This window comes from Prevotella heparinolytica (assembly GCF_002998535.1).
Lineage (GTDB): Bacteria > Bacteroidota > Bacteroidia > Bacteroidales > Bacteroidaceae > Bacteroides > Bacteroides heparinolyticus.
Window position 1 is genome coordinate 2,088,757 of sequence record NZ_CP027234.1, and the last position, 20,537, is coordinate 2,109,293.

A 20,537-nucleotide genomic window follows, 5' to 3' on the forward strand; every position below is an offset into this window, starting at 1 on the left:
CTTTCGGGCAAGGCGGCAAAAGGAACAAAAGCATATAGATGGAACAAGAAGAATTTGACATACGCAACCAGCAACTGACGGGAAAGGAGCGCGATTTCGAGAACGCCCTGCGCCCCCTGAACTTCGAGGATTTCAGCGGGCAGGATAAGGTGGTGGACAACCTGCGCATCTTTGTAAAGGCAGCACGCCTTAGGGGCGAGGCTCTGGACCATGTGCTGCTGCACGGCCCTCCCGGACTGGGAAAGACCACACTGAGCAACATCATTGCCAACGAGCTGGGCGTGGGCTTTAAGATTACCTCCGGCCCGGTGCTCGACAAACCGGGCGACCTTGCCGGCATACTGACTTCTTTAGAACCGAACGATGTCCTGTTCATCGACGAAATTCACCGCCTCTCTCCCGTGGTGGAGGAGTATCTCTACTCTGCCATGGAGGATTACCGCATCGACATCATGATAGACAAAGGCCCGTCGGCACGTAGCATACAGATAGACTTGAACCCCTTTACGCTGGTGGGCGCCACTACTCGCAGCGGGTTGCTCACGGCTCCCCTGCGTGCGCGCTTCGGCATCAACCTGCATCTGGAGTATTATGACGACGACGTGCTGGGCGGCATCATCCGCCGTTCGGCAGGCATCCTCGACGTGCCCTGCTCCACAAGGGCGGCGGCGGAGATAGCTTCGCGCAGCCGGGGCACGCCGCGTATCGCCAATGCGTTGCTTCGCCGTGTGCGCGACTTTGCGCAGGTGAAAGGTTCGGGCAGCATCGACACGGAAATTGCACAGTTCTCGCTGGAAGCGCTGAACATCGACAAGTACGGGTTGGATGAGATCGACAACAAGATACTCTGCACCATTATCGACAAATTCAAAGGCGGGCCGGTAGGCCTTACCACCATTGCCACCGCCTTGGGCGAAGATGCGGGAACCATCGAAGAGGTGTACGAGCCGTTCTTGATAAAAGAAGGATTTCTGAAGCGCACTCCACGCGGACGCGAAGTCACCGAACTGGCCTACAAGCACTTGGGCCGCAACCTTTATAACAGCCAGACAACGTTGTTTAGCGATTAGGGGTGGGAGAAGATAGCTTTATTATTCATCAAGTACGCTAAACATTAACTGACGTGAACGGATTGAAGTCTTTGGCAAAAGAAACTGCCATTTATGGGGCAAGCAGCATTTTAGGCCGTTTTTTGAACTACCTGCTGGTTCCCGTATATACCATAGCCCTGTCGGCACAGTCGGGAGGATATGGTGTGGTGACTAACATTTATGCCTGGGTGGCATTGCTGCTGGTGCTCCTGACGTGCGGCATGGAGACGGGCTTCTTCCGCTTCGCCAACAAAGGAGAGGACGACCCCGCACGAGTCTACTCCACCACGCAGCTCAGCGTGGGCATCGGCTCGCTTACGTTCCTTGTGCTGGGGCTGTTGTTCCTCAACCCCATTGCCGCCCTGCTCGGCTACGAGGAGCACCCGTGGTATGTGGGCATGATGATGATTGTGGTGGGCATGGATGCCATCCAGAGCATCCCCTTCGCCTACCTGCGCTACAAGAAACGGCCGATAAAGTTTGCTTCGCTCAAACTCCTGTTCATCTTCCTGAACATAGCGCTGAACCTTACCTACTACGTATGGATGGAAGGCACTGACGTGGGCTATGCTTTCCTCTTCAACCTGATATGCACGTCGGTGGTGATGCTCTGCCTCATACCCGAACTGCGCGGGTTTACCTACGTCATCGACAAGCAGTTACTCCGTCGGATGCTGAACTACAGCCTCCCCCTGCTGGTGCTGGGCATTGCGGGCATACTGAATCAGGTGGCGGATAAAATCATCTTCCCCTTTATCTATCCGGACAAGGCAGAAGCCGTCGTGCAGCTCGGCATCTACGGAGCCGCCAGCAAGATAGCGATGGTGATGGCCATGTTTACCCAGGCTTTCCGCTTTGCCTACGAGCCGTTTGTCTTCGGCAAGAGCCGCGAGAAGGGGAATAAAGAGATGTATGCCGCCGCCATGAAGTTCTTCATCATCTTCACCCTGCTGGCCTTTCTGGCCGTGATGTTCTATTTGGATATCCTGAAGTTCATCATCGGGCGCGACTATTGGGAGGGACTCCGCGTGGTGCCCATCGTCATGGCGGCGGAAATCTTCATGGGCATCTACTTCAACCTTTCCTTCTGGTATAAGCTGATCGACGAGACGCGCTGGGGCGCTTACTTCTCGCTGATAGGTTGCGCCATACTGATAACGATGAACGTACTGCTGATACCCCGTTACAGCTACATGGCCTGCGCTTGGGCAGGTTTCTGCAGCTATGGCACGGCCATGCTTCTGTCTTACCTTGTGGGGCAGAAGAAGTATCCCATCCGTTACGATTTGAAGTCGATAGGCTGCTACGTGCTGTTGGCCGCCGTGCTTTATGTGGCTGCGGAGTACGTCCCGATAGACAACCTCTACCTGCGCCTGACCTACCGCACCGTCTTGTTGCTGCTCTTTATGGCCTACATCATCAAACGCGACATGCCCCTCAGCCAAATTCCACTGATAAACCGTTTGGTGAAGAGATAAATCATTTGTAAATCGTAAATTATAAAAACGTTATGAAACCAACTGACAGAAAAACATTTGCCGTAAAGAAATTCTTGAAAGAATATCTTGATTTGCGTAAAGACAAGGACAACGAACTTGCCACTGTGGAGTCCATTCGCAAAGGGGTGGAATTCAAAGGAGCCAATCTTTGGATTTTGATATTTGCCATCTTCATGGCGTCTCTGGGCTTGAATGTCAATTCAACCGCCGTGATTATCGGTGCCATGCTTATCTCTCCCTTGATGGGGCCTATCATGGGGGTGGGGCTCTCGGTAGGTCTGAACGATTTCGAACTGATGAAGCGCTCGTTCAAGAGTTTCCTGATAACAACCCTGTTCAGCGTCACCACCGCTACGGTCTTCTTTCTCATTAGTCCCGTGGCCGAAGGACAGTCGGAGCTGTTGGCCCGCACTTCGCCCACTATTTACGACGTATTCATCGCCTTGTTGGGCGGTCTGGCAGGCGTCACGGCACTGTCTACCAAAGAGAAAGGAAACGTAATTCCCGGTGTGGCCATCGCCACGGCTTTGATGCCGCCGCTTTGCACTGCGGGTTACGGACTGGCCACGGGAAATCTGATTTATTTCTTTGGAGCATTCTACCTCTACTTCATCAATTCGGTATTCATCAGTCTGGCCACCTTTTTGGGCGTGCGCGTGATGCACTTCCAGCGCAAGGAGTTCGTCGACAAGAACCGTGAGAAGAAAGTGCGCAAGTACATCGTGCTGATTGCCGTGCTCACCATGTGTCCGGCCGTTTATCTGACGGTAGGCATCGTTCAGGAGACCTTCTTCGAGGGGGCAGCCAATCGCTTCATCAACGAGCAGCTCTCTTTCGAGAACACACAGGTGCTGGATAGGAAAATTCAGCACGGCGGCAAGGGACGCGAAATACGCGTGGTGCTGATTGGGAAAGAAGTGCCCGAAGCCTCCATTGCCATTGCCCGCAGCAAGATGGCGGACTATAAGCTGGGCAACACCACGCTGACCGTACTTCAGGGCATGAACAACGACGCAGTGGATATCTCCTCCATCCGTGCCATGGTGATGGAAGATTTCTATAAAAACAGCGAAGAGCGCCTGATAGAGCAGAAGCAGCGCATTGTTTCTTTAGAGAATAGTCTGGAGCGATATAAAGCTTTCGACGAGATGGGGCAGACGATTATACCCGAACTGAAAGTGCTCTATCCCACAGTGAAAAGCGTTTCAATCTCTCATGCCATCGAGGCGGTGGTAGATTCGGCACGCACCGACACCGTGACGCTGGCTGTGCTGAGATTCGGCAAAAAGCCCGATGCACGCGAGAAAGAGAAAATCACCGAATGGCTCAAGGCACGTACCAAAGCCAAACGGTTGAGGCTGATTGCAGAATGAAAACAAGGCATACGTTGAACCGAGGATGAAACTGAAAACAGCCACCATACTTGCCTGTTGCCTGTTCTGCCTGCTCTGCCCCAAGGCGCAAGCGGACGAGGGCATGTGGATGCCGGGCCATCTGAACAAGCAGACGCGACGGGCCATGAAGGAACTTGGCCTGCAACTCTCAGCCGACCGGTTGTATAGCCCCAAACGCCCTTCATTGAAAGATGCCGTAATCAGTTTCGGCGGATTCTGCTCGGGAGTCGTGGTGTCGGCAGACGGATTGGTGTTCACCAACCACCATTGCGGCTTCGGCAGCGTGCAGCAGCACTCGTCCGTAGAGCACGATTACTTGAAGAATGGCTTTGTGGCCCGTAGCCTCAGCGAAGAGTTGCCCAACCCCGAACTCTACGTGCGCTTTCTGCTGAGGCAGGAAGACGTGACGAAGCGGGTGCTTGCTGCCGTGCATCCGGCAATGAGCGAAACCGAGCGCACCGTGGCGGTAGACTCCGTCATGCTGTCCATCGGCGAAGAAGTGTCCAGCAAAGATTCTACCTTGACGGGCGTTGTAGATGCCTATTATGGCGGCAATGAGTTCTGGCTATCGGTCTATCGCGACTATAATGACGTCCGGCTGGTATTTGCCCCGCCCTCGTCGGTCGGTAAGTTCGGCTGGGATACGGATAACTGGGTATGGCCCCGGCACACGGGCGACTTCTGCGTATTCCGCATCTATGCCGACAAAGACAACCGACCGGCCGACTATTCGCCCGACAATGTGCCCTATCATCCCCCCTACGTGGCGCCCATCTCGCTCAAAGGCTACCGAGAGGGCTCTTTCTGCATGACGATGGGCTATCCGGGCAGCACCGAACGCTACCTCTCATCGTTCGGAATCGAAGAGATGATGAACACCCTCAACCAAGCACGGATAGACATCCGCGGCATCAAACAGGGCATCTGGAAACGCGAGATGGACCGCAGCGACACCATCCGCATAAAGTATGCAGCCAAGTACGACGAGAGTTCCAATTACTGGAAGAACAGCATCGGGGTGAACCGTGCTATCCAGAAACTCCGGGTGCTGGACAAAAAACGTATGTTGGAAAAAGAGCTGCGCGACTGGATACGACAAACACCCCACGAGAAGGAGAAGCTGCTGCACCTGCTCTCCGACTTGGAACTGAACTACAAGGCTCGCCGCGAAACCATACGCGCCATGGCCTATTTTTCCGAAACCTTCCTGAACGGACCCGAACTGATGCAGCTGGCCTTGTCCATACTCAATTTCGACTTCGAGGGAGAAGAGAAAAACGTAACGGCAAACATGAGGGCCATTGTCGAAAAGTATGCCCGTCTGGATTTGAACATCGACAAGGAAGTCTTTACGGCCCTGCTGAAAGAATACCGCTCGCAGGTGGACTCCATCTATCTGCCCGAAGTCTACCGCACCATTTCCGCCGAATACGGAGGCAGTGAGCAGGCCTACGTCGACACGCTTTATGCCCGCTCGCAGCTAACCACTCCCCGCGGACTGAAACGCTTCGTGGAGTGCGACACCACCTATATGCTCTTCCAAGACCCGGCCGTTGTCCTAAGCATGGACTTAATCGCGAAAGTCTTCGAAATGAACATGCAGACGCAGCAACCCTCCGCTGAAATAGAGCGAAGCGAACGCCTGTTCAATGCCGCCGTGCGGCGGATGTATGCCGCGCGCAACTTCTATCCCGACGCCAACGCCACCATGCGCCTCAGCCTCGGCACCGTGCGCGGCTATGCCCCCTCGGACGGGGTGGAATACGACTACTGCACAACCGCCAAAGGCATTCAGGAGAAAGTACGTGCACACGCCGGCGACCCGGATTTCGCCGTGCAGCCCGAAGTCCTCTCCCTGCTCTCGTCGGCCCACTTCGGCCGTTATGCCGACGAAAAAGGCGAAATGAAAGTGTGCTTCATATCGGACAACGACATCACGGGCGGAAACTCCGGAAGCCCCATGTTCAATGCCCGGGGCGAACTCTTAGGACTGGCCTTCGACGGCAACTGGGAGGCCATGAGCAGCGACCTCATTTACGAGCCCAAGACACAGCGAACCATCGGCGTGGACGTGCGCTACATCCTCTTCATGATAGAGAAGCAGGGCAAAGCAGAACATCTGATTAAAGAGTTGAAGATAACTCGCTGACGAAACTCTCTTGCAACTGATTAAAATAAATATGGTTATTCTCCTACATTAGGAGAACAACACCCCTTTCTGTTAATAAAACCAAATTGAAATCCTTTTTATTCTAAATCTAAACACAAAAGAATTAAAGAAAAGATTATTAAATTGGTAGCGTAAAAAAGTCGATTCAACAGACTTACTCTATACGAGTGATAGATTCATTTACCGTTTCTACACACAAATATAAACTTTAATCTTTAATAGTATGAGAAAACAACTTTTATTGTATGTGCTATTGGCCTTGTCAATAACGGCTTGTATCAAGGAGTATAGTTACCAAGAGCCTGAACCACCGGAACTTTTCCGATGTTCCGACGAACGTTTAAAGCCGATAGCCAAGGCCTTATGGGCAGTAGAACAGGAAACTCCCTTTATGGGGAAATTCCGTGAAGTGTATGGCAAGCCTTTATGGGACTACGCAGACGTACTCGAAGAAGACAATCAAGTGTGCTATTTCGTGCCGTTGCTCCACGAGCGTTGCGACAGATCTATCGAAACCATCTGGTTCTTTTATTTGGAAAATGGCATCTTACACTATGCTCCCATCAGTCGCGATACAAAGGGGATGGCCGGTACCGATCAGGTCGGAGTATTTGATCTTAAGAGTTACGACGTCTTTGGGGCAGACAATGCTTCGGGCTTAATCTTTAAAGACCCGCCTGCCGAAACACGAGTGTGGGCAGATCATTATTATGATTGCAAAGCGGCGTACGCAGGATATGATGGGGCAGAAGGTTTTAAGGGAATAACTTGCAAATATAAACGTATCTGGATTGAAATAATAGACGAGGTGGAAGATGAAAGTGGTGGTGGTGAGGGCTCTTGTATTAATACGGGAGGCGGTGCAGAAACGGGGTATGAGGGAGGCGGTGGAAGCAACAGCTCTTCCGCATCTACAGCAGCTCCTAAAGCATCTTCCATTTTCAGAAATAGCAGAATGACCGAAACAAACTGGAAAACTCTGGAAAAGATGATAGAGAAAATAGAAAAAGACTGTGTGGGTAGTAATCTTTACAACGGATTAAAGCAGGCATTAGGTGGAAAAACCCTGAGTATTCAGTTCGTCGCCCCCAAAGAAGGTTCAAGTTTTAACTTCGATGGAAATACGGCAGGCATCAAACTCACCACCGATATGGAGAGTAACCAGCTGTTTCACGAAATGATGCATGCCTTTCAATCTTATCAGGAAACGGAGAACTCGTATAAAGCTTCACTGCTGAACAAGGAGATTGAAGCGAGATATGCACAGTATCAATATGTGAGGAAGTTAAAGGAATATCCGGGAAGTAAGTGGGAGAAGCAATATACGAAGACAAGGGTAGGAAGGGCTATTGTTCAATTAGGAATATCTATTGATAAAAAAGGAAATTTGCAGCCGGGAGAAACAGATGAAACCTTATTTATACGAGTACATACAGCGAAAAACACCATTCAAAAAATAAAAGATTACTCCAAAGTCTCTTTTAATGAGAATAAAGCGGGAAGTGAAACTTTTAAGAATCTAAGAACATTATCTAAAGGATGCTGATTATGAAAACAACGATTATTTCTTTTTTGCTAATTTTCTATGCCGTTTATACAGCGGCACAGACCAATTACTATACCGAGACCAAAACTTTTAAAGAGAACGGATATACTTATCAGTGCGATGTATTACCGGGTAATGATGTACATCTCTACAACAGGGAGAATAAACTGACTTATGTAGACCAAATCTTTAAGGATACTAAAGAAGTGCCTGGATTCGGATTTGATTTTGACGACGTGGTAGAGGAAACTTGGACAAGGCCGAAAAGTCTTTCTATTGTAAACAATGCGTTTACTGCCGATCAAAAGTTGAGGATGAAAAACAGAAGTGTAGGAATATGTATGTATATAAGTCCGGAAACAGGTAAGGTTATTGAAGTAGAGTTTAATTTTAGTACAGCTAGTCCTTTTGCCACCATCCCACTTTCCGTTTATCGTAAGATAGAAGTGGAGCTAAAGCAGCAAATATGGTTTACCCCCACTAAAGACGGGAAAAAGTTGAATTTTTTGATGAGGTTTTGGATGCATAGTTTTAATGAATAGTATCGTTACAGATTTGGTCTTGTATGAGGAAACAGATTATGAAAACAACGATTATTTCTTTTTTGCTAATCTTCTATGCCGTTTATACAGCGGCACAGACCAATTACTATACCGAGACCAAAACTTTTAAAGAGAACGGATATACTTATCAGTGCGATGTATTACCGGGCAATGATGTACGTCTCTACAATAAAGAGAACAAACTGACTTATGTAGACCAAATCTTTAAAGATACTAAAGAAGTGCCGGGATTCGGATTTGATTTTGACGATGTGGTAGAGGAAACTTGGACAAGGCCGAAAAGCCTTTCTATTGTAAACAATGCGTTTACTGCCGATCAAAAGTTGAGGATGAAAAACAGAAGTGTAGGAATATGTATGTATATAAGTCCGGAAACAGGTAAGGTTATTGAAGTAGAGTTTCATCTGAGTACAGTTAGCCCTTTTGCCACAATTCCACTCTCTGTCTACCGCAAGATAGAAGTGGAGCTAAAGCAACAAATATGGTTTACCCCCACCAAAGACGGAAAAAGATTGAATCATTTGATGAGATATTGGAGACATAGCTTTAACGAATAGTATCCTCACGGATTTATCTTGTATAGGGAAACTGATTATGAAACAACGATTTTTTCTTTCCTACAGTTTTTCTGTGCCGCTTATACTGCGACACAGGCCAATTACTATACCGAGACCAAAACTCTTAAAGAGAACGGATATGCTTATCAGTGCGACGTTTCACATGGCCTTGTAAAGTGTATAATAAATCCCCCAGTCCTGGATAATATCCTGCAGATAGATTTACACCAAGTAACCTTGGGCTTATGATAGAATTTACATCCATCATCCGCCAAAAAGAAAGCATGAATGCCGCTTTTGTAGGAAAACCTGAAACCCGCGAACGACACAAGCAGAAACTGCCGGAAGCATTGTTGGCGGGTAACGGTAAATAAAGAATAAGCTCTTATCAGCAGAGCCCCCGGATGCGGTCGTCGAACGCCGAAAGTGCCGCTTTGGCTCCTTCGCCCATGGCAATGACAATTTGCTTGTAGGGCACACTCGACACATCGCCGGCTGCATAAACACCCGGAAGCGAGGTACGGCAAAAGGCGTCTATCTTGATTTCTCCGATGGGAGTGGTCTCCAACGCATCACGAAAGGGGAGGCTATTGGCCGAGAGGCCTATCTGCACGAAGATGCCATCCAGAGGAAAGTCGCGTTCCTCGCCCGTAAGGCGGTCTTTAACGCGGATGGCTGTCACCTTTTCGCCATTACCCACCACTTTCGTGGTCTGCGAGGAGGTGAAGATTTCCACGTTCGGCAGGCTTCGGGCTTTTGCCTGAAGCACTTGGTCGGCCTTCAGCGTATCGGCAAACTCGAATACGGTAACCTTCCGGCAGATACCTGCCAAGTCGATGGCGGCTTCTATGCCGGAGTTGCCTCCGCCAATCACGGCCACGTGCTTTCCCTGATAGAACGGGCCGTCGCAGTGCGGACAGAAAGCCACGCCACGACCGATGTATTCGGCCTCGCCCTCTACATTCAGCTTGCGCCATCCGGCACCCGTGGCAATGATTACTGCGGGAGCAATGAATGTTTCGCCTCCCGTCACGGAGATGCGCTTCGTCTTGCCTTGCAGCTCTGCCTTCTCTATCTGCCGGTCTTCAAACAGTTCTATCGGATAGTGTCCGATGTGGTTTCTGAGTGCATCGGCCAGTTGCGCGCCCGTGGTTTGCGGCACGGAAATCAGGTTTTCGATGCCCACGGTCTCTTTCACCTGTCCGCCTATCCGTCCGGCAACGACCGCCACACGCAGCCCCTTGCGGGCAGAATAGATGGCTGCCGAGGCCCCGGCAGGACCTCCACCGAGAACGAGCACATCGAATGTCCTTTCGACAGGGATTGCATCGGCTTGCGGCAGGCTTCCGAAGGCTTCTTCCAACTTTTGCAACAATTGGCCTAACGAGCCGCGTCCCACGTGCAACGGCTTTCCATTGGCATAAACCGATGGCACGGCCTGTATCTTCAATGCATTCACTTCCTCTTGATAAGCATCTCCGTCCACCATCTCGTGCGTCACATCCGGATTCAGCAAAGCAATGACGTTGAGCGCCTGCACCACATCGGGACAGTTGGTGCACGTCAGCGATACGTAAGTTTTCAGGTCGATGGGGCCTTTCAAGGCCTTGATGCGGCGGACGATGGTCTCATCCGGCAGATTTTTGCCTTTCCCGTCGGCATTCAGCACAGCCAGCAGGAGTGAGGTGAATTCATGCCCGCCCGGTATGCCGCGAAACCTGATGCCCGTTTCCGCTTCCTCTTTCATAAGAGAAAACTCAAGCACGGGCTTGTCGACTTCGGTCAATCGGCAGGAAAGTTTGTCGGAACAGCCGGCCACATCATTCAGAAAGTCGATTAGCTCCCGGCTCTTCTCGTGCTTCGGCGAGTGGCTGGCGTGAAAGACGTAACGGGCTTGCAAATGCCGGAATACGCTCCGCACTTGCTCTAAAATAGTTGTATCTAACATAATTATACGAGGGGGAAATTGTTAAGTGAAGTGGAGAAACCGCATGTACCGTCTTGCGATGGAACGTGCCGTACAGAAGAGTTGTCGGCCTCATCGGCGAGCCTCCATCTGCTCTTCCCGATGAAGCCGACGGTATTCTTTATCTGCGGCTTAAATCTTACCGACAAGGTCGATGCTGGGTTTCAGCGTTTCGCCGCCTTTCTTCCACTTGGCGGGGCATACCTCACCGTCGTGTGTGGCAACGAATTGCGCGGCTTCTACCTTACGCAACAACTCGTCGGCATTACGTCCGATGCTGTTGTCTTGTATTTCGGCAATCTTGATTTTGCCTTCGGGGTTCACGAGGAACGTGCCGCGATAGGCCATGCCGTCTTCTTCAATCATCACACCGAATGCACGGCTCAGTACGCCCGTAGGGTCTGCCAGCATCGGGTACTTGATTTTGCGTATGCTTTCGGAAGCGTCGTGCCATGCTTTGTGTACGAAGTGCGAGTCTGTGCTCACTGAGTACACCTCCACGCCCATTGCCCGGAATTGCTCGTATTTCTCGGCGATGTCTACCAATTCGGTGGGGCACACGAAGGTAAAGTCTGCCGGATAGAAGAAGAAAATGGCCCACTTGCCTTTTACGTCTTCGCTTGATACTGTTTTGAAAGTTCCGTTCTGGAAAGCCTGAACCTTGAATTCAGGAAGTTGAGAGTTGATAATCGGTTCCATAATTCTTTTTGTTTTAGTAAATGTTATAATCTCGTTTTTTGTTTCTGTTTGCAAAAATATAGCATTTTCCGCCGGAAGAACAAAAAAACCGATTGAAAGAATTTATGGGTCGATAGACAGAATCTATACAGCAACCTGAGTGGCCTTCAGAGCAAGCATTTGGGGAGGGACGGAACTCTGTATCTCACGCACCAGCGTTTCCAACAACGTGTGTCGAATGAAGTTCCGGTCGGTCAACATCACAATCTGCCGCGTGGGACAGGGGATGGCAAAAGGACGTACCAGTTCTTTTTGGCTTTCATTCAATTGCAGCACCGACAGCTCAGGTATGAAAGTCACCCCCTTGCCGTTCTCCACCATGCGCATGAAAGTCTCCATACTGCCCAAGCGATAAGTCAACTGACTGGCACGGGCGGCTTTCAGTTGGCAGAAGCGCACCAGCTGGTCGCGGAAGCAGTGCCCCTCATCGAGGAGCCAGAGCTGTTCGCCGGTCAGGTCGGAGGTGCGAACAATCTTGCGGTCGAACAAGGGTTCTTGGCGTGCGACGTATGCAAAAAACTCTTCATAGAACAGGGATGTCTGCCCGAATTCTTCCATCCCTGCCAGACTTGCAACGATGCCCGCATCTATTTCTCCGGTTTGCAACGCCCTCTTGAGGACGTCTGTTTGCATCTCTACCACCCTTATGTCCAGTTGGGGGTATTTCTTCATCAGTTGCGGAAAGAACCGGGGCAAGAGGTAAGGGGCAATGGTGGGAAGTATGCCCAACTTGAAAACGCCCGTAAGGGAATGTTTCTCTTCTTCTATGATATGCCTGATACGTCCCGTCTGCGTCAGGATGTGTTGCGCCTGCCGGATGATGTGGATGCCCACGGGAGTGGGACATACGGGCTGCCGGCTGCGGTCGAAGATTCTGGTATCCAATTCTTCTTCCAGTTTCTGTATCATGGCGCTCAGCGTGGGCTGAGTGACGCGGCAATGCTCGGCCGCTTTGGCAAAGTGGCGGAAGCGGTCGACGGCAAGGATGTATTCCAGTTGTTGTAAAGTCATGATGAACAGGGCTTTTTTGTGTGTTATATAGAAACGGTCTATGCAAAGATAGAAATTATCTGTTTGACAAGTATCGGTTCGGCCTTTATCTTTGCATCAAAAAAACAAACGAAACATAGTATCAACTTCTAAAATAAACGAATTATGAAAACGTTGGATTACTTACATTTGAATGAGACGAAAGTGGCCGGTGTGGTATCGGCATTGAATCAGTTATTGGCAGATTTTCAGGTGCACTACACCAATCTGCGCGGCATGCACTGGAACATCAAGGGGCATGGTTTCTTCGTGTTGCACGAGAAATTCGAAGAGATGTATGACGACACGGCCGAGAAGGTGGACGAAATAGCCGAGCGCCTGCTGATGCTCGGAAGTACGCCCGAAAACAAGTTCAGCGAATACCTGAAGACGGCAAAGATAAAGGAAGTTTCGGGCATCTCTTGCAGTTGCGAGGCCGTAGACCATATCCTCGAGACTTACCGCTATCTGATTGGCGAAGAGCGTAAACTGATTGAACTGGCAGGCGAAGCCGGCGATGACGTAACGGCCGACCTGATGACCGGCTATCTGAAAGAACAGGAAAAGCTGGTGTGGATGCTCGTGGCGTTCAGCACCAAAGGATGCGAGAAGTAAGGTTTTCACCGCATGTATTCATGAAACGCCGGAGATACAACCTCCCCTCCGCCCGACCGGAAACATATAAAGATGCGGCAAACAATGTCCATCTGATTAGCCCGTATTCGACACAAGGCTTGGGGGATGGCCTTCGTCCGTACAAGAAAATCCTGTCGCCTGCGAATAAAATCCGTCCCGCCCTTATCTAAAGTAGGAAGAGATTAGGGAGAAAACTCTATCGCAAGCGCTGCGTTGTATATCGCAAACGCTAAGATACACATCGCAAGGCGCAAGATATACAACGCAGCGCTTGCGATGAAGAACACTTCTATTAGAAGCAGATGTTTTCATGCGTGAGTCAGCAACTTTCGGAAGGCATCTCGCAAACTTCTCCTCTTGTTGTCGAACTCCGGTCAATCAAGAAACACTCCCTTTCGATTGGCCGTAATCGGCGTTTGAAACAAAATTACTTATAATCCGTACTATTTGATACGTCTGTTCCGGCCCGCACCACTAACTTTACGCCCGAAAACCAAGAACACACCAAGACAGTATGAAAAGAACCTTTATTTGCCCTATGAACAGCTTCAGCGTCGCCACTGCCGCCGTCCTTCTCTTCTTCCTTGCGGCGAATGCCCGCGCGCAGGAGATGACCTTCGCCGAAACCGAACACGATTTCGGCCGGATAGACGAGCAGGAAGGCGATGTTTACCACGACTTCCGTTTTGTCAACACAGGCAGCGAGCCGCTCGTCATCAAGCAAGTGATAACGGGTTGCGGATGCACCTCGGCCAAATGGAAAGACAAGCCCTGCAAGCCCGGCGAGAAAGGCGTTATCCGCATCACCTACCATCCCGAAGGACGGAAAGCCGAAGCCATCAGCATCCCCACCGAAGTGTTCACCAACCTGAAAGAGCCTGTCACACTGACCGTCACCGGCAAGGTGAAGCTCGCCCACCATCCCTACGTCAACCACTTCGACCCCGATAAAGGGAAGAAAGCCGCCTACAAACCGACGCAGCCGAAAGACGACTACGAGCTGGTGTTGCAGCGCGTCCGCCAAAGACTGTACGAAAGCACTCCGGTAGAAACTTTGAACAAGAACGCCACCAGCCTGATGAAACTGATGACGCCCGACGGCAAGTGGCCGCAGATAGACTATAAGTGCTTCTTCCGTACCAATTGGGAGCCGCAGGAACACTTGAATCGGGTGCGGCGCATGCTCACGGCATATACCTGCCCCGAATCCGACCTGTATGGCAACCAAGTGCTCTACCGTGCCATCAACCGGGCGTTGCTGACGTGGGACGAGTACAAGCCTACTTCCTATAACTGGTGGTATAACGACATCTCCGTGCCGAAGATGATGGCCGACATCCTCGCTTTGCACGAAGCTGCACCGGTAAAGATGTCGCCTGCCATCATACAGGGGCTGATGGAGATGATGGCGAAAAGCGACCCGCGCAAATGGACCGGAGCCAACAAGCAAGACATCGCCATGCACCACATGATTCGCGGCTGTGTGTTGAAGAACGACAGCATCGTAAGAACCAACGTAGGCGAGTTCTTCCAACCGGTGTGCATCACCCGCTTCGAAGGCATCCGCGAAGACCTTTCCTACCAGCAGCATGGCAATCAGCTCTATATCGGGGGCTACGGCACGGTGTTCGTCAACAACATCGCCCTCGTTGCCCCGCTCTTTGCCGGCACACGCTATGCGATGAGCGAAACGCAGACACGCCTCTTCTCCGAGTTCGTGCGTGGCACTTACCTGAATGTGTTCCGCTCGCGCTACATGGATTTCAGCGTATGCGGACGAAGCGTAAGCCGAAAGAACATACTCGACTTCGGCGACTATGCCGACTTGTTCAAGAAGATGAAGCAACTGGATCCTGCCCATGCGGAAGAGTATGACGCTGCCGCCCGCCGCTTTGCAGCCAAAGAAGCCTCCTACGGACGCAACAACCGCAACAAGCTCTATGAGCTTTCGGACTACATGTTGCACAACCGCAAGCGTTACGACTTCTCGGTGCGTGCGGTTTCCACCCGCACCTGCCGTTCGGAAAGGGGTAACGGTGAAAACCTTCTGGGCACTTACCTCAGCGAAGGAGCCACCAATATCCGCATAACGGGAGATGAATACCTCAACATCTTCGGCGTGTGGGAGTGGGACAAGATTCCGGGAACAACCGCCCCGACAGGCGAAACGGAAAACCGCAACGAATGGGGCGTGAAGGGGGTGGCCGACTTTGTGGGTGGCGTGTCCGACGGCATGTACGGCGTCATGGCCTATGCCATGAACGATTACGACACACGGGCCAACAAAGGATGGTTTATGTTCGACAATGAAATTGTATGCCTCGGTTCCGGCATTACCGGAGGTGCCGGGCACGAGGTGAACACTTCCGTCAACCAGTGTCATCTCGTGGGCGATGTATATGCCCTCGCCAACGGGCAACTCTCCAAAATTGCTGCCGGCAGCCCCGTAAACACCTCTTATCAAGGATGGATATGGCACAACAAGGTGGGCTACTACTTCCCCGACAGCACGACCGTGCATTTGAAGCACGGCAACCAATCGGGCAAGTGGTCGAGAATCAACTTCAACCAGTCGGGCGAGACCGAAACATTGCCCGTATTCAACCTATGGATGTCGCACGGAAGCAATCCGCAGCAGGGCCGGTATGCCTACATACTGCTGCCGGGCATAGCATCTCCGGCATCGCTGAAGGCTTATGACACCAATGCCGTACGGATAGAAAGCCACACGGCGGAATTGCAGGCAGTGACCCACGTGAAATCGGGCATCACACAGGCCATATTCTTCGCTCCCGGAGAGTTGGATTGCGGTGATTATGCGATTAAAGCCGAAAAGCCTTGCGTGATTATGCTGAAACGCAACGGCACGGATGCACCCGACGTGCGGGTATCCGACCCTACCCGGGAAGCCGTCTTCGAGGTGGGAAAGGAGGTTAAGGTTACGAAAACGGCTCAATAAAAAAAGGTTGTGTCAAAGAACGCCTTTGTTCTTGACACAACCTCTTCACAATGTCTGTGCAAAGCTCATTTCTTCTTCTTGCTCCGTTTGGCCCATCCCTCCTCGCTGAAATCGGGTTCGGGGTCTTTGAAGTCATCGTAGCCTTGGAAGAACTGCTTCCAGTCGTCCTTCTTGCCACGGGCTTTGGTGTAGCCCCGTTCTTCGCGGCTGGGCTTGTTCTTCTTGGCGGATGCGGCGTTTTCGTTCTTCTCTTTGCGGCGGACTGCCGGGGCATCGCCCTGCCTGCCGTCCTTATGCCCCTGCTTCTTGTCGGCATATTCCTTTTTCCCGCCTCGCTCTTTCTTGCCACGGCTTCCGTTTTCGCCGTCGTTTTTGTGCCTGCCGCTTCTCGGAGCGTCGTTGCCGTTCTCTTCGCCGGCAATCTCGACCGACACCTTGCGTCCGTTCCAGTTGGCACGGTTCAAGGCTTTCACCACGCCGGCGGCCTCTTTTTCTTCTACCTCGAAGAAAGAAAACTTCTGCATCAGGTCGATGCGACCCAGCTCGATGCGTCCGCGAGTATTCTTGTTCAGCAGGCCGATGAGTTCGCCGGGAAAGAAGTTGTCCATCTTGCCTAAATTGATAAACAGGCGTTTGTAGCCTGCTTCGAGCTGACGGTTGCCGCCATTTCCCCCGCGACGCTCGCCGCGTGCACCGCGTTCTCCGCCTTTCGCACCCCGTTCATTGCCAGTGGCCGCTGCGATATCTTCGCGGTCGCGATAGTAATCGAGAAACTTGTTGAACTCATGCGAAACCATCCGCTTTATCAGGTCTTCCTTGCTCAGCCAGTCCAGCTTGCGATAGACGTCGGGCATGAAAGCCTCTATTTCTTCTTCGTTCACTTTCACCTTTTCCAAATCGTCGATTACCTTCAGCAACTGCTTTTCGCATATTTGGTCGGCAGTGGGCATTTCTCCCTGTTCGAACTTCTTGGCGATGATGTGCTCTATGGCGCGCATCTTCCCCTTTTCGCGCAAGTTGATGATGGCGATGGAGGTTCCTGTCTTTCCGGCACGTCCGGTGCGACCGCTGCGGTGGGTGTAGCTCTCGGTGTCATCCGGCAGCCCATAGTTGATGACATGGGTCAGGTCGTCCACATCCAGACCACGGGCAGCCACATCGGTGGCAACCAGCAGTTGCAGGTTGCGGATGCGGAACTTCTGCATCACGGCGTCTCTCTGCGCCTGGCTCAGTTCGCCGTGCAGGGAGTCGGCATTGTAGCCCTCCTGCATCAGTTTGTCGGCAATCTCCTGCGTCTCCTTGCGGGTGCGGCAGAAGATGATGCCGTATATCTGCGGGTAATAATCGACGATGCGCTTCAGTGCGGCGTATTTGTCTTTGGCATGGACGCAGAAAACCACGTGCTTCACGTTGCTCGTACCCTCATTCTTACGTCCGATGGTGATTTCCTTGGCGTTATGCAGGTAGTTCTTCGAGATGCGTGCTATCTCCGGACTCATGGTGGCAGAGAACAGCAATGTGTTGCGCTCTTGGGGCACGTCGGCCAGAATGGCGTTGATGCTGTCGGTGAAACCCATGTTCAGCATCTCGTCGGCCTCGTCCATCACTACGTTCCGGATAGTGGCGAGGGATACGGTTTTGCGCTCCATCAGGTCGAGCAGTCGTCCCGGTGTGGCAACGATGATGTGTACTCCCCGTTTCAGGGCGCGTATCTGGCTCTCGATGGACGAACCGCCGTATACAGGCAATACGCGCAGGCCGTCGATGTATTTGGAGTAATCGTTCAGGTCGCCCGCTATCTGGAGGCAAAGCTCACGGGTGGGGCAAAGGATGAGGGATTGGGGAATCTGTTGGTTTACGTCAATCTTCTGTATAAGCGGCAGGCCGAATGCGGCAGTCTTTCCTGTTCCGGTTTGTGCCAGCGCCACTACGTCATTGTTTTCTCCTAAAAGGTAAGGAATCACTTCCTCTTGTACCGGCATGGGACACGCATATCCCATCTCTTCAATGGCACGGCGTATCTCCGCCGACACACCGAGCTCTTCAAATGTCTTCATTAATTTTTTCGTATATCTTAAATTTCGGCTGCAAAGATAGTGCTTTCCAATGGATATTCGATTATTGCCGGCTGATTATTATGCGATTATGAAGAAAAGTTATTGTTTTTGCAGGACGCAGGCCTTTGAGCCGACAGGGGCTTGTGTCTGTCGGCTCAAACACTTGTGCCTGTCGCGACAAGAACTTGTGTCTGACAGGACAGAGAGTTGTATCTGTCAATCGGCATTCAACCCTACTGAAAATCAATGCGAAACAGATTCATCTTCCCGAATGGCGAAACGGTTGTAAGAGAACGCTTTCTCAGCAGGATAAACAGCGTCCCCCAATATACTTCCGCCATACTATTCAAAAAGAGACGGAAACGTTTTGGCATAAAAAATACATATATTACTTTTGTGTCCGGATAATATCCAACAGCCGCCGCCGGTTACCTTAGTCATGAATTGGGGATGGAATAAGCATGATGGCTGCTTTTCCGATAATAATTTATGGATACATGATGATCAAAAAAGGAGATTTGAACTTTGCTCATGGGAGATCTGATATTATCAATCTGCGGCCTGCCTATTAAATCTTGTTGTATCGGCCAATCTTAAAATGAATCTTGTATGAAAGCTAAAATCATCTCTTTGTTTATGATGTGTGCCCTGTCTTGTGCCGCAAACGCGCAGCAAGATGTTGAAAAAGGATTTTTCGCGGAAGTGGACGCAGGTTATTCCAATCTTTATAATGAGAAGTTCGCCGTAATCTCTCCAAGCGTCGGTTATCAGTTTAACAAACGTTTCTTGGCCGGCATGCGGGTAGGCTTTGAAACGCGTCGTTACGGCTATACCGTTTACACTCCGTTTGTGCGCTATAATTACCTGCCTATGGCACGGTGCAAACTCTTTGCCGAGGCGCAGGCAAACATTGCCCAAAGAGAAGTGGAGGGTGGGCAAGCCAGTTATAGCGAGATTGGTCTTGCTTTAGGCGCAAGCCTTTCGCTGAGCCGTCATATAAAAATGGTGGGGCGTTATCTGTTCATCGGATATAGCGAACAGAATGCAAGAAAGGCTCCTTATATGGACAATGGGAATTTCTTATTGGATGCCAGCGTAACGCGCCTTCGTTTAGGACTGCAAGCCATCTTCTGAGGCGGTAGTTCTTTCTTTCAAGGAGCGTTTTATTGGCCGGCGGGCATTGCGGTGCAACCTCCTTGCGCCTTTTCTCTCATCGCCCGCCGTCCACCAGCAACATGCTTCGCAGACGCTTGATTTCGTCTTTGGTCAGGCCGATGCCCTTTTGCAGGTAAGTGTCCACGTCTCCGTATCTTCTTTCCACCTCCTTTTTGATGGCAACCAAGAGTCCATCGTCACTGTATTTTCGGGTTGCAAAGACTTCTCGCGAACGCATGGGCAGGCGATAGGTATATTCCGAAACCGGAGGATTGTTGAAGTAGTCGTTACTGAAACGATAGTCCTCCATGATGGTCTCTTCGTCCACGCCGAGAGCGGCCAATAGCAGTGCAGAGACAATGCCTGTACTTCCCTTGCCCGAAGAGCAATGTATCACTACGGGATAACTTCCTTTATCCAGCAGAATGTCGAAAATCTGCCGGTATTCCTTGTCGAGCTTGCCCACCAAGTCACGTTCCATCCGCTCCGCTATGCGGCAGGCGGTATCGCTTTTTATCTTCTGCTCATTCGCCTCTTTCAGGAGATTCTCTATCTCACCGATACCAATAGGGAGGTGCACCACGTCAAAGTCTTTCCGCAAGTCCGTTCGACTGTTCACTTCGATAAGGGAACGCAGGTCGATGATGGTCTTTATACCAAGATTCTTCAGTTCGCCAATCGAGCTGTCCTCCAAGCTGTCTATCTCGGCCGAACGATAGAGCATGCCCCAACGCACGGACTTTTTGGTGGAATAAGAGGGATAACCTCCCAAGTCGCGGAAATTCTGTATACCGGGAATGTTGATGTTACGGGTGGCGACTTTCACCCTGTATCGGTTGTCGAATACAAGGGTGTAGTAATAACGTCGAACGGGGTCAGTGGTGATGATGGTGAGTTTCTGGTCGGTAACGTCGGCCATGGCAATGGGCACCTCCTCAGGAATGAGATCGGGATTGGTAGAAGCATATACCTTTACTTTACCTTTGGCGAAAGGATACATTTCCCACTTCACAATGCAATTTCCCACATTGTTCTCTTCGCATACCACAACAATGTGGGGGGCAGTACGGCTACAGGCAGTCAACAATACGCCCAGCGTTAGCAGGCTAAACAGGTTTCTGTACATAGGCAGTAACTCTCTGACATCTTCAATCACAAAAATAGATTTTTTCATCAC

16 protein-coding genes are annotated in these 20,537 nt (G+C 51.0%); 11 read left to right on the top strand and 5 right to left on the bottom strand.

The window, feature by feature from the left end; translation table 11 throughout:
- Positions 1 to 38: 38 nt before the first annotated feature.
- The 8 genes from ruvB (at position 39) to C3V43_RS15050 (ending at position 9,194) form a co-directional block, all read left to right on the top strand.
- A complete protein-coding gene (ruvB, locus tag C3V43_RS08565) occupies positions 39 to 1,070 on the top strand; it encodes a Holliday junction branch migration DNA helicase RuvB (RefSeq protein ID WP_106069451.1) in 1,032 nt (343 codons plus the stop codon).
- Between the two features lie 53 nt (positions 1,071 to 1,123).
- Positions 1,124 to 2,569 (top strand): lipopolysaccharide biosynthesis protein, encoded by a 1,446-nt coding sequence (locus tag C3V43_RS08570; RefSeq protein ID WP_106069452.1) that lies wholly within the window; start codon positions 1,124 to 1,126, stop codon positions 2,567 to 2,569.
- Between the two features lie 32 nt (positions 2,570 to 2,601).
- A complete protein-coding gene (locus C3V43_RS08575; RefSeq protein ID WP_106041346.1) occupies positions 2,602 to 3,963 on the top strand; it encodes a TIGR00341 family protein in 1,362 nt (453 codons plus the stop codon).
- A 25-nt stretch (positions 3,964 to 3,988) separates the two neighbouring features.
- The gene (locus C3V43_RS08580) at positions 3,989 to 6,133 is read left to right on the top strand and encodes a S46 family peptidase (protein WP_106069453.1); all 2,145 of its coding nucleotides are present in this window, start codon (positions 3,989 to 3,991) and stop codon (positions 6,131 to 6,133) included.
- Between the two features lie 244 nt (positions 6,134 to 6,377).
- Entirely contained in the window at positions 6,378 to 7,700 is a 1,323-nt protein-coding gene (locus C3V43_RS08585; RefSeq protein ID WP_106069454.1) for a hypothetical protein, read from the top strand.
- 2 nt (positions 7,701 to 7,702) lie between these two features.
- On the top strand, positions 7,703 to 8,242 hold the full coding sequence (locus tag C3V43_RS08590) for a DUF5043 domain-containing protein (RefSeq protein WP_106070524.1): 540 nt from the start codon (positions 7,703 to 7,705) through the stop codon (positions 8,240 to 8,242).
- Positions 8,243 to 8,280: 38 nt separating this feature from the next.
- Positions 8,281 to 8,820: a DUF5043 domain-containing protein gene (locus C3V43_RS08595; RefSeq protein ID WP_106069455.1), complete on the top strand. Its 540-nt coding sequence runs from the start codon at positions 8,281 to 8,283 to the stop codon at positions 8,818 to 8,820.
- A gap of 245 nt (positions 8,821 to 9,065) precedes the next feature.
- Positions 9,066 to 9,194 (top strand): hypothetical protein, encoded by a 129-nt coding sequence (locus C3V43_RS15050; protein ID WP_262494710.1) that lies wholly within the window; start codon positions 9,066 to 9,068, stop codon positions 9,192 to 9,194.
- Between the two features lie 14 nt (positions 9,195 to 9,208).
- Here C3V43_RS15050 and ahpF read toward each other — a convergent pair whose 3' ends face one another.
- The 3 genes from ahpF to C3V43_RS08615 form a co-directional block, all read right to left on the bottom strand.
- On the bottom strand, positions 9,209 to 10,768 hold the full coding sequence (gene ahpF, locus C3V43_RS08605; protein ID WP_106069457.1) for an alkyl hydroperoxide reductase subunit F: 1,560 nt from the start codon (positions 10,766 to 10,768) through the stop codon (positions 9,209 to 9,211).
- A gap of 150 nt (positions 10,769 to 10,918) precedes the next feature.
- Positions 10,919 to 11,485 (bottom strand): alkyl hydroperoxide reductase subunit C, encoded by a 567-nt coding sequence (gene ahpC / locus C3V43_RS08610; RefSeq protein WP_106069458.1) that lies wholly within the window; start codon positions 11,483 to 11,485, stop codon positions 10,919 to 10,921.
- A gap of 123 nt (positions 11,486 to 11,608) precedes the next feature.
- A complete protein-coding gene (locus C3V43_RS08615) occupies positions 11,609 to 12,535 on the bottom strand; it encodes a hydrogen peroxide-inducible genes activator (protein ID WP_106069459.1) in 927 nt (308 codons plus the stop codon).
- A 144-nt stretch (positions 12,536 to 12,679) separates the two neighbouring features.
- Here C3V43_RS08615 and C3V43_RS08620 point away from each other — a divergent pair, with 144 nt between their 5' ends.
- Positions 12,680 to 13,168, top strand: coding sequence for a Dps family protein (locus C3V43_RS08620; RefSeq protein WP_106069460.1), 489 nt, complete (start codon positions 12,680 to 12,682; stop codon positions 13,166 to 13,168).
- A 535-nt stretch (positions 13,169 to 13,703) separates the two neighbouring features.
- The gene (locus C3V43_RS08625; RefSeq protein WP_235655828.1) at positions 13,704 to 16,148 is read left to right on the top strand and encodes a polysaccharide lyase family 8 super-sandwich domain-containing protein; all 2,445 of its coding nucleotides are present in this window, start codon (positions 13,704 to 13,706) and stop codon (positions 16,146 to 16,148) included.
- 65 nt (positions 16,149 to 16,213) lie between these two features.
- Here the strand turns inward: C3V43_RS08625 and C3V43_RS08630 are convergent, their stop codons facing one another.
- Positions 16,214 to 18,205 (bottom strand): DEAD/DEAH box helicase, encoded by a 1,992-nt coding sequence (locus C3V43_RS08630; RefSeq protein ID WP_106069462.1) that lies wholly within the window; start codon positions 18,203 to 18,205, stop codon positions 16,214 to 16,216.
- 609 nt (positions 18,206 to 18,814) lie between these two features.
- Here C3V43_RS08630 and C3V43_RS08635 point away from each other — a divergent pair.
- Positions 18,815 to 19,339, top strand: coding sequence for a hypothetical protein (locus C3V43_RS08635; RefSeq protein ID WP_106069463.1), 525 nt, complete (start codon positions 18,815 to 18,817; stop codon positions 19,337 to 19,339).
- Between the two features lie 76 nt (positions 19,340 to 19,415).
- Here the strand turns inward: C3V43_RS08635 and C3V43_RS08640 are convergent, their stop codons facing one another.
- On the bottom strand, positions 19,416 to 20,486 hold the full coding sequence (locus tag C3V43_RS08640; RefSeq protein WP_106069464.1) for a tyrosine-protein phosphatase: 1,071 nt from the start codon (positions 20,484 to 20,486) through the stop codon (positions 19,416 to 19,418).
- Positions 20,487 to 20,537: the final 51 nt, after the last annotated feature.

Excerpts from the sequence above, each read along its gene's own strand:
- C3V43_RS08615 (WP_106069459.1), bottom strand. The coding sequence starts at position 12,535 with ATGACTTTACAACAACTGGAATACATCCTTGCCGTCGACCGCTTCCGC.
- C3V43_RS08585 (WP_106069454.1), top strand. The coding sequence starts at position 6,378 with ATGAGAAAACAACTTTTATTGTATGTGCTATTGGCCTTGTCAATAACG.
- C3V43_RS08590 (WP_106070524.1), top strand. The coding sequence starts at position 7,703 with ATGAAAACAACGATTATTTCTTTTTTGCTAATTTTCTATGCCGTTTAT.
- C3V43_RS08620 (WP_106069460.1), top strand. The coding sequence starts at position 12,680 with ATGAAAACGTTGGATTACTTACATTTGAATGAGACGAAAGTGGCCGGT.
- C3V43_RS08595 (WP_106069455.1), top strand. The coding sequence starts at position 8,281 with ATGAAAACAACGATTATTTCTTTTTTGCTAATCTTCTATGCCGTTTAT.
- ahpC (WP_106069458.1), bottom strand. The coding sequence starts at position 11,485 with ATGGAACCGATTATCAACTCTCAACTTCCTGAATTCAAGGTTCAGGCT.
- ruvB (WP_106069451.1), top strand. The coding sequence starts at position 39 with ATGGAACAAGAAGAATTTGACATACGCAACCAGCAACTGACGGGAAAG.
- C3V43_RS08630 (WP_106069462.1), bottom strand. The coding sequence starts at position 18,205 with ATGAAGACATTTGAAGAGCTCGGTGTGTCGGCGGAGATACGCCGTGCC.
- C3V43_RS15050 (WP_262494710.1), top strand. The coding sequence starts at position 9,066 with ATGATAGAATTTACATCCATCATCCGCCAAAAAGAAAGCATGAATGCC.
- C3V43_RS08575 (WP_106041346.1), top strand. The coding sequence starts at position 2,602 with ATGAAACCAACTGACAGAAAAACATTTGCCGTAAAGAAATTCTTGAAA.
- ahpF (WP_106069457.1), bottom strand. The coding sequence starts at position 10,768 with ATGTTAGATACAACTATTTTAGAGCAAGTGCGGAGCGTATTCCGGCAT.
- C3V43_RS08640 (WP_106069464.1), bottom strand. The coding sequence starts at position 20,486 with ATGTACAGAAACCTGTTTAGCCTGCTAACGCTGGGCGTATTGTTGACT.
- C3V43_RS08625 (WP_235655828.1), top strand. The coding sequence starts at position 13,704 with ATGAAAAGAACCTTTATTTGCCCTATGAACAGCTTCAGCGTCGCCACT.
- C3V43_RS08580 (WP_106069453.1), top strand. The coding sequence starts at position 3,989 with ATGAAACTGAAAACAGCCACCATACTTGCCTGTTGCCTGTTCTGCCTG.
- C3V43_RS08635 (WP_106069463.1), top strand. The coding sequence starts at position 18,815 with ATGAAAGCTAAAATCATCTCTTTGTTTATGATGTGTGCCCTGTCTTGT.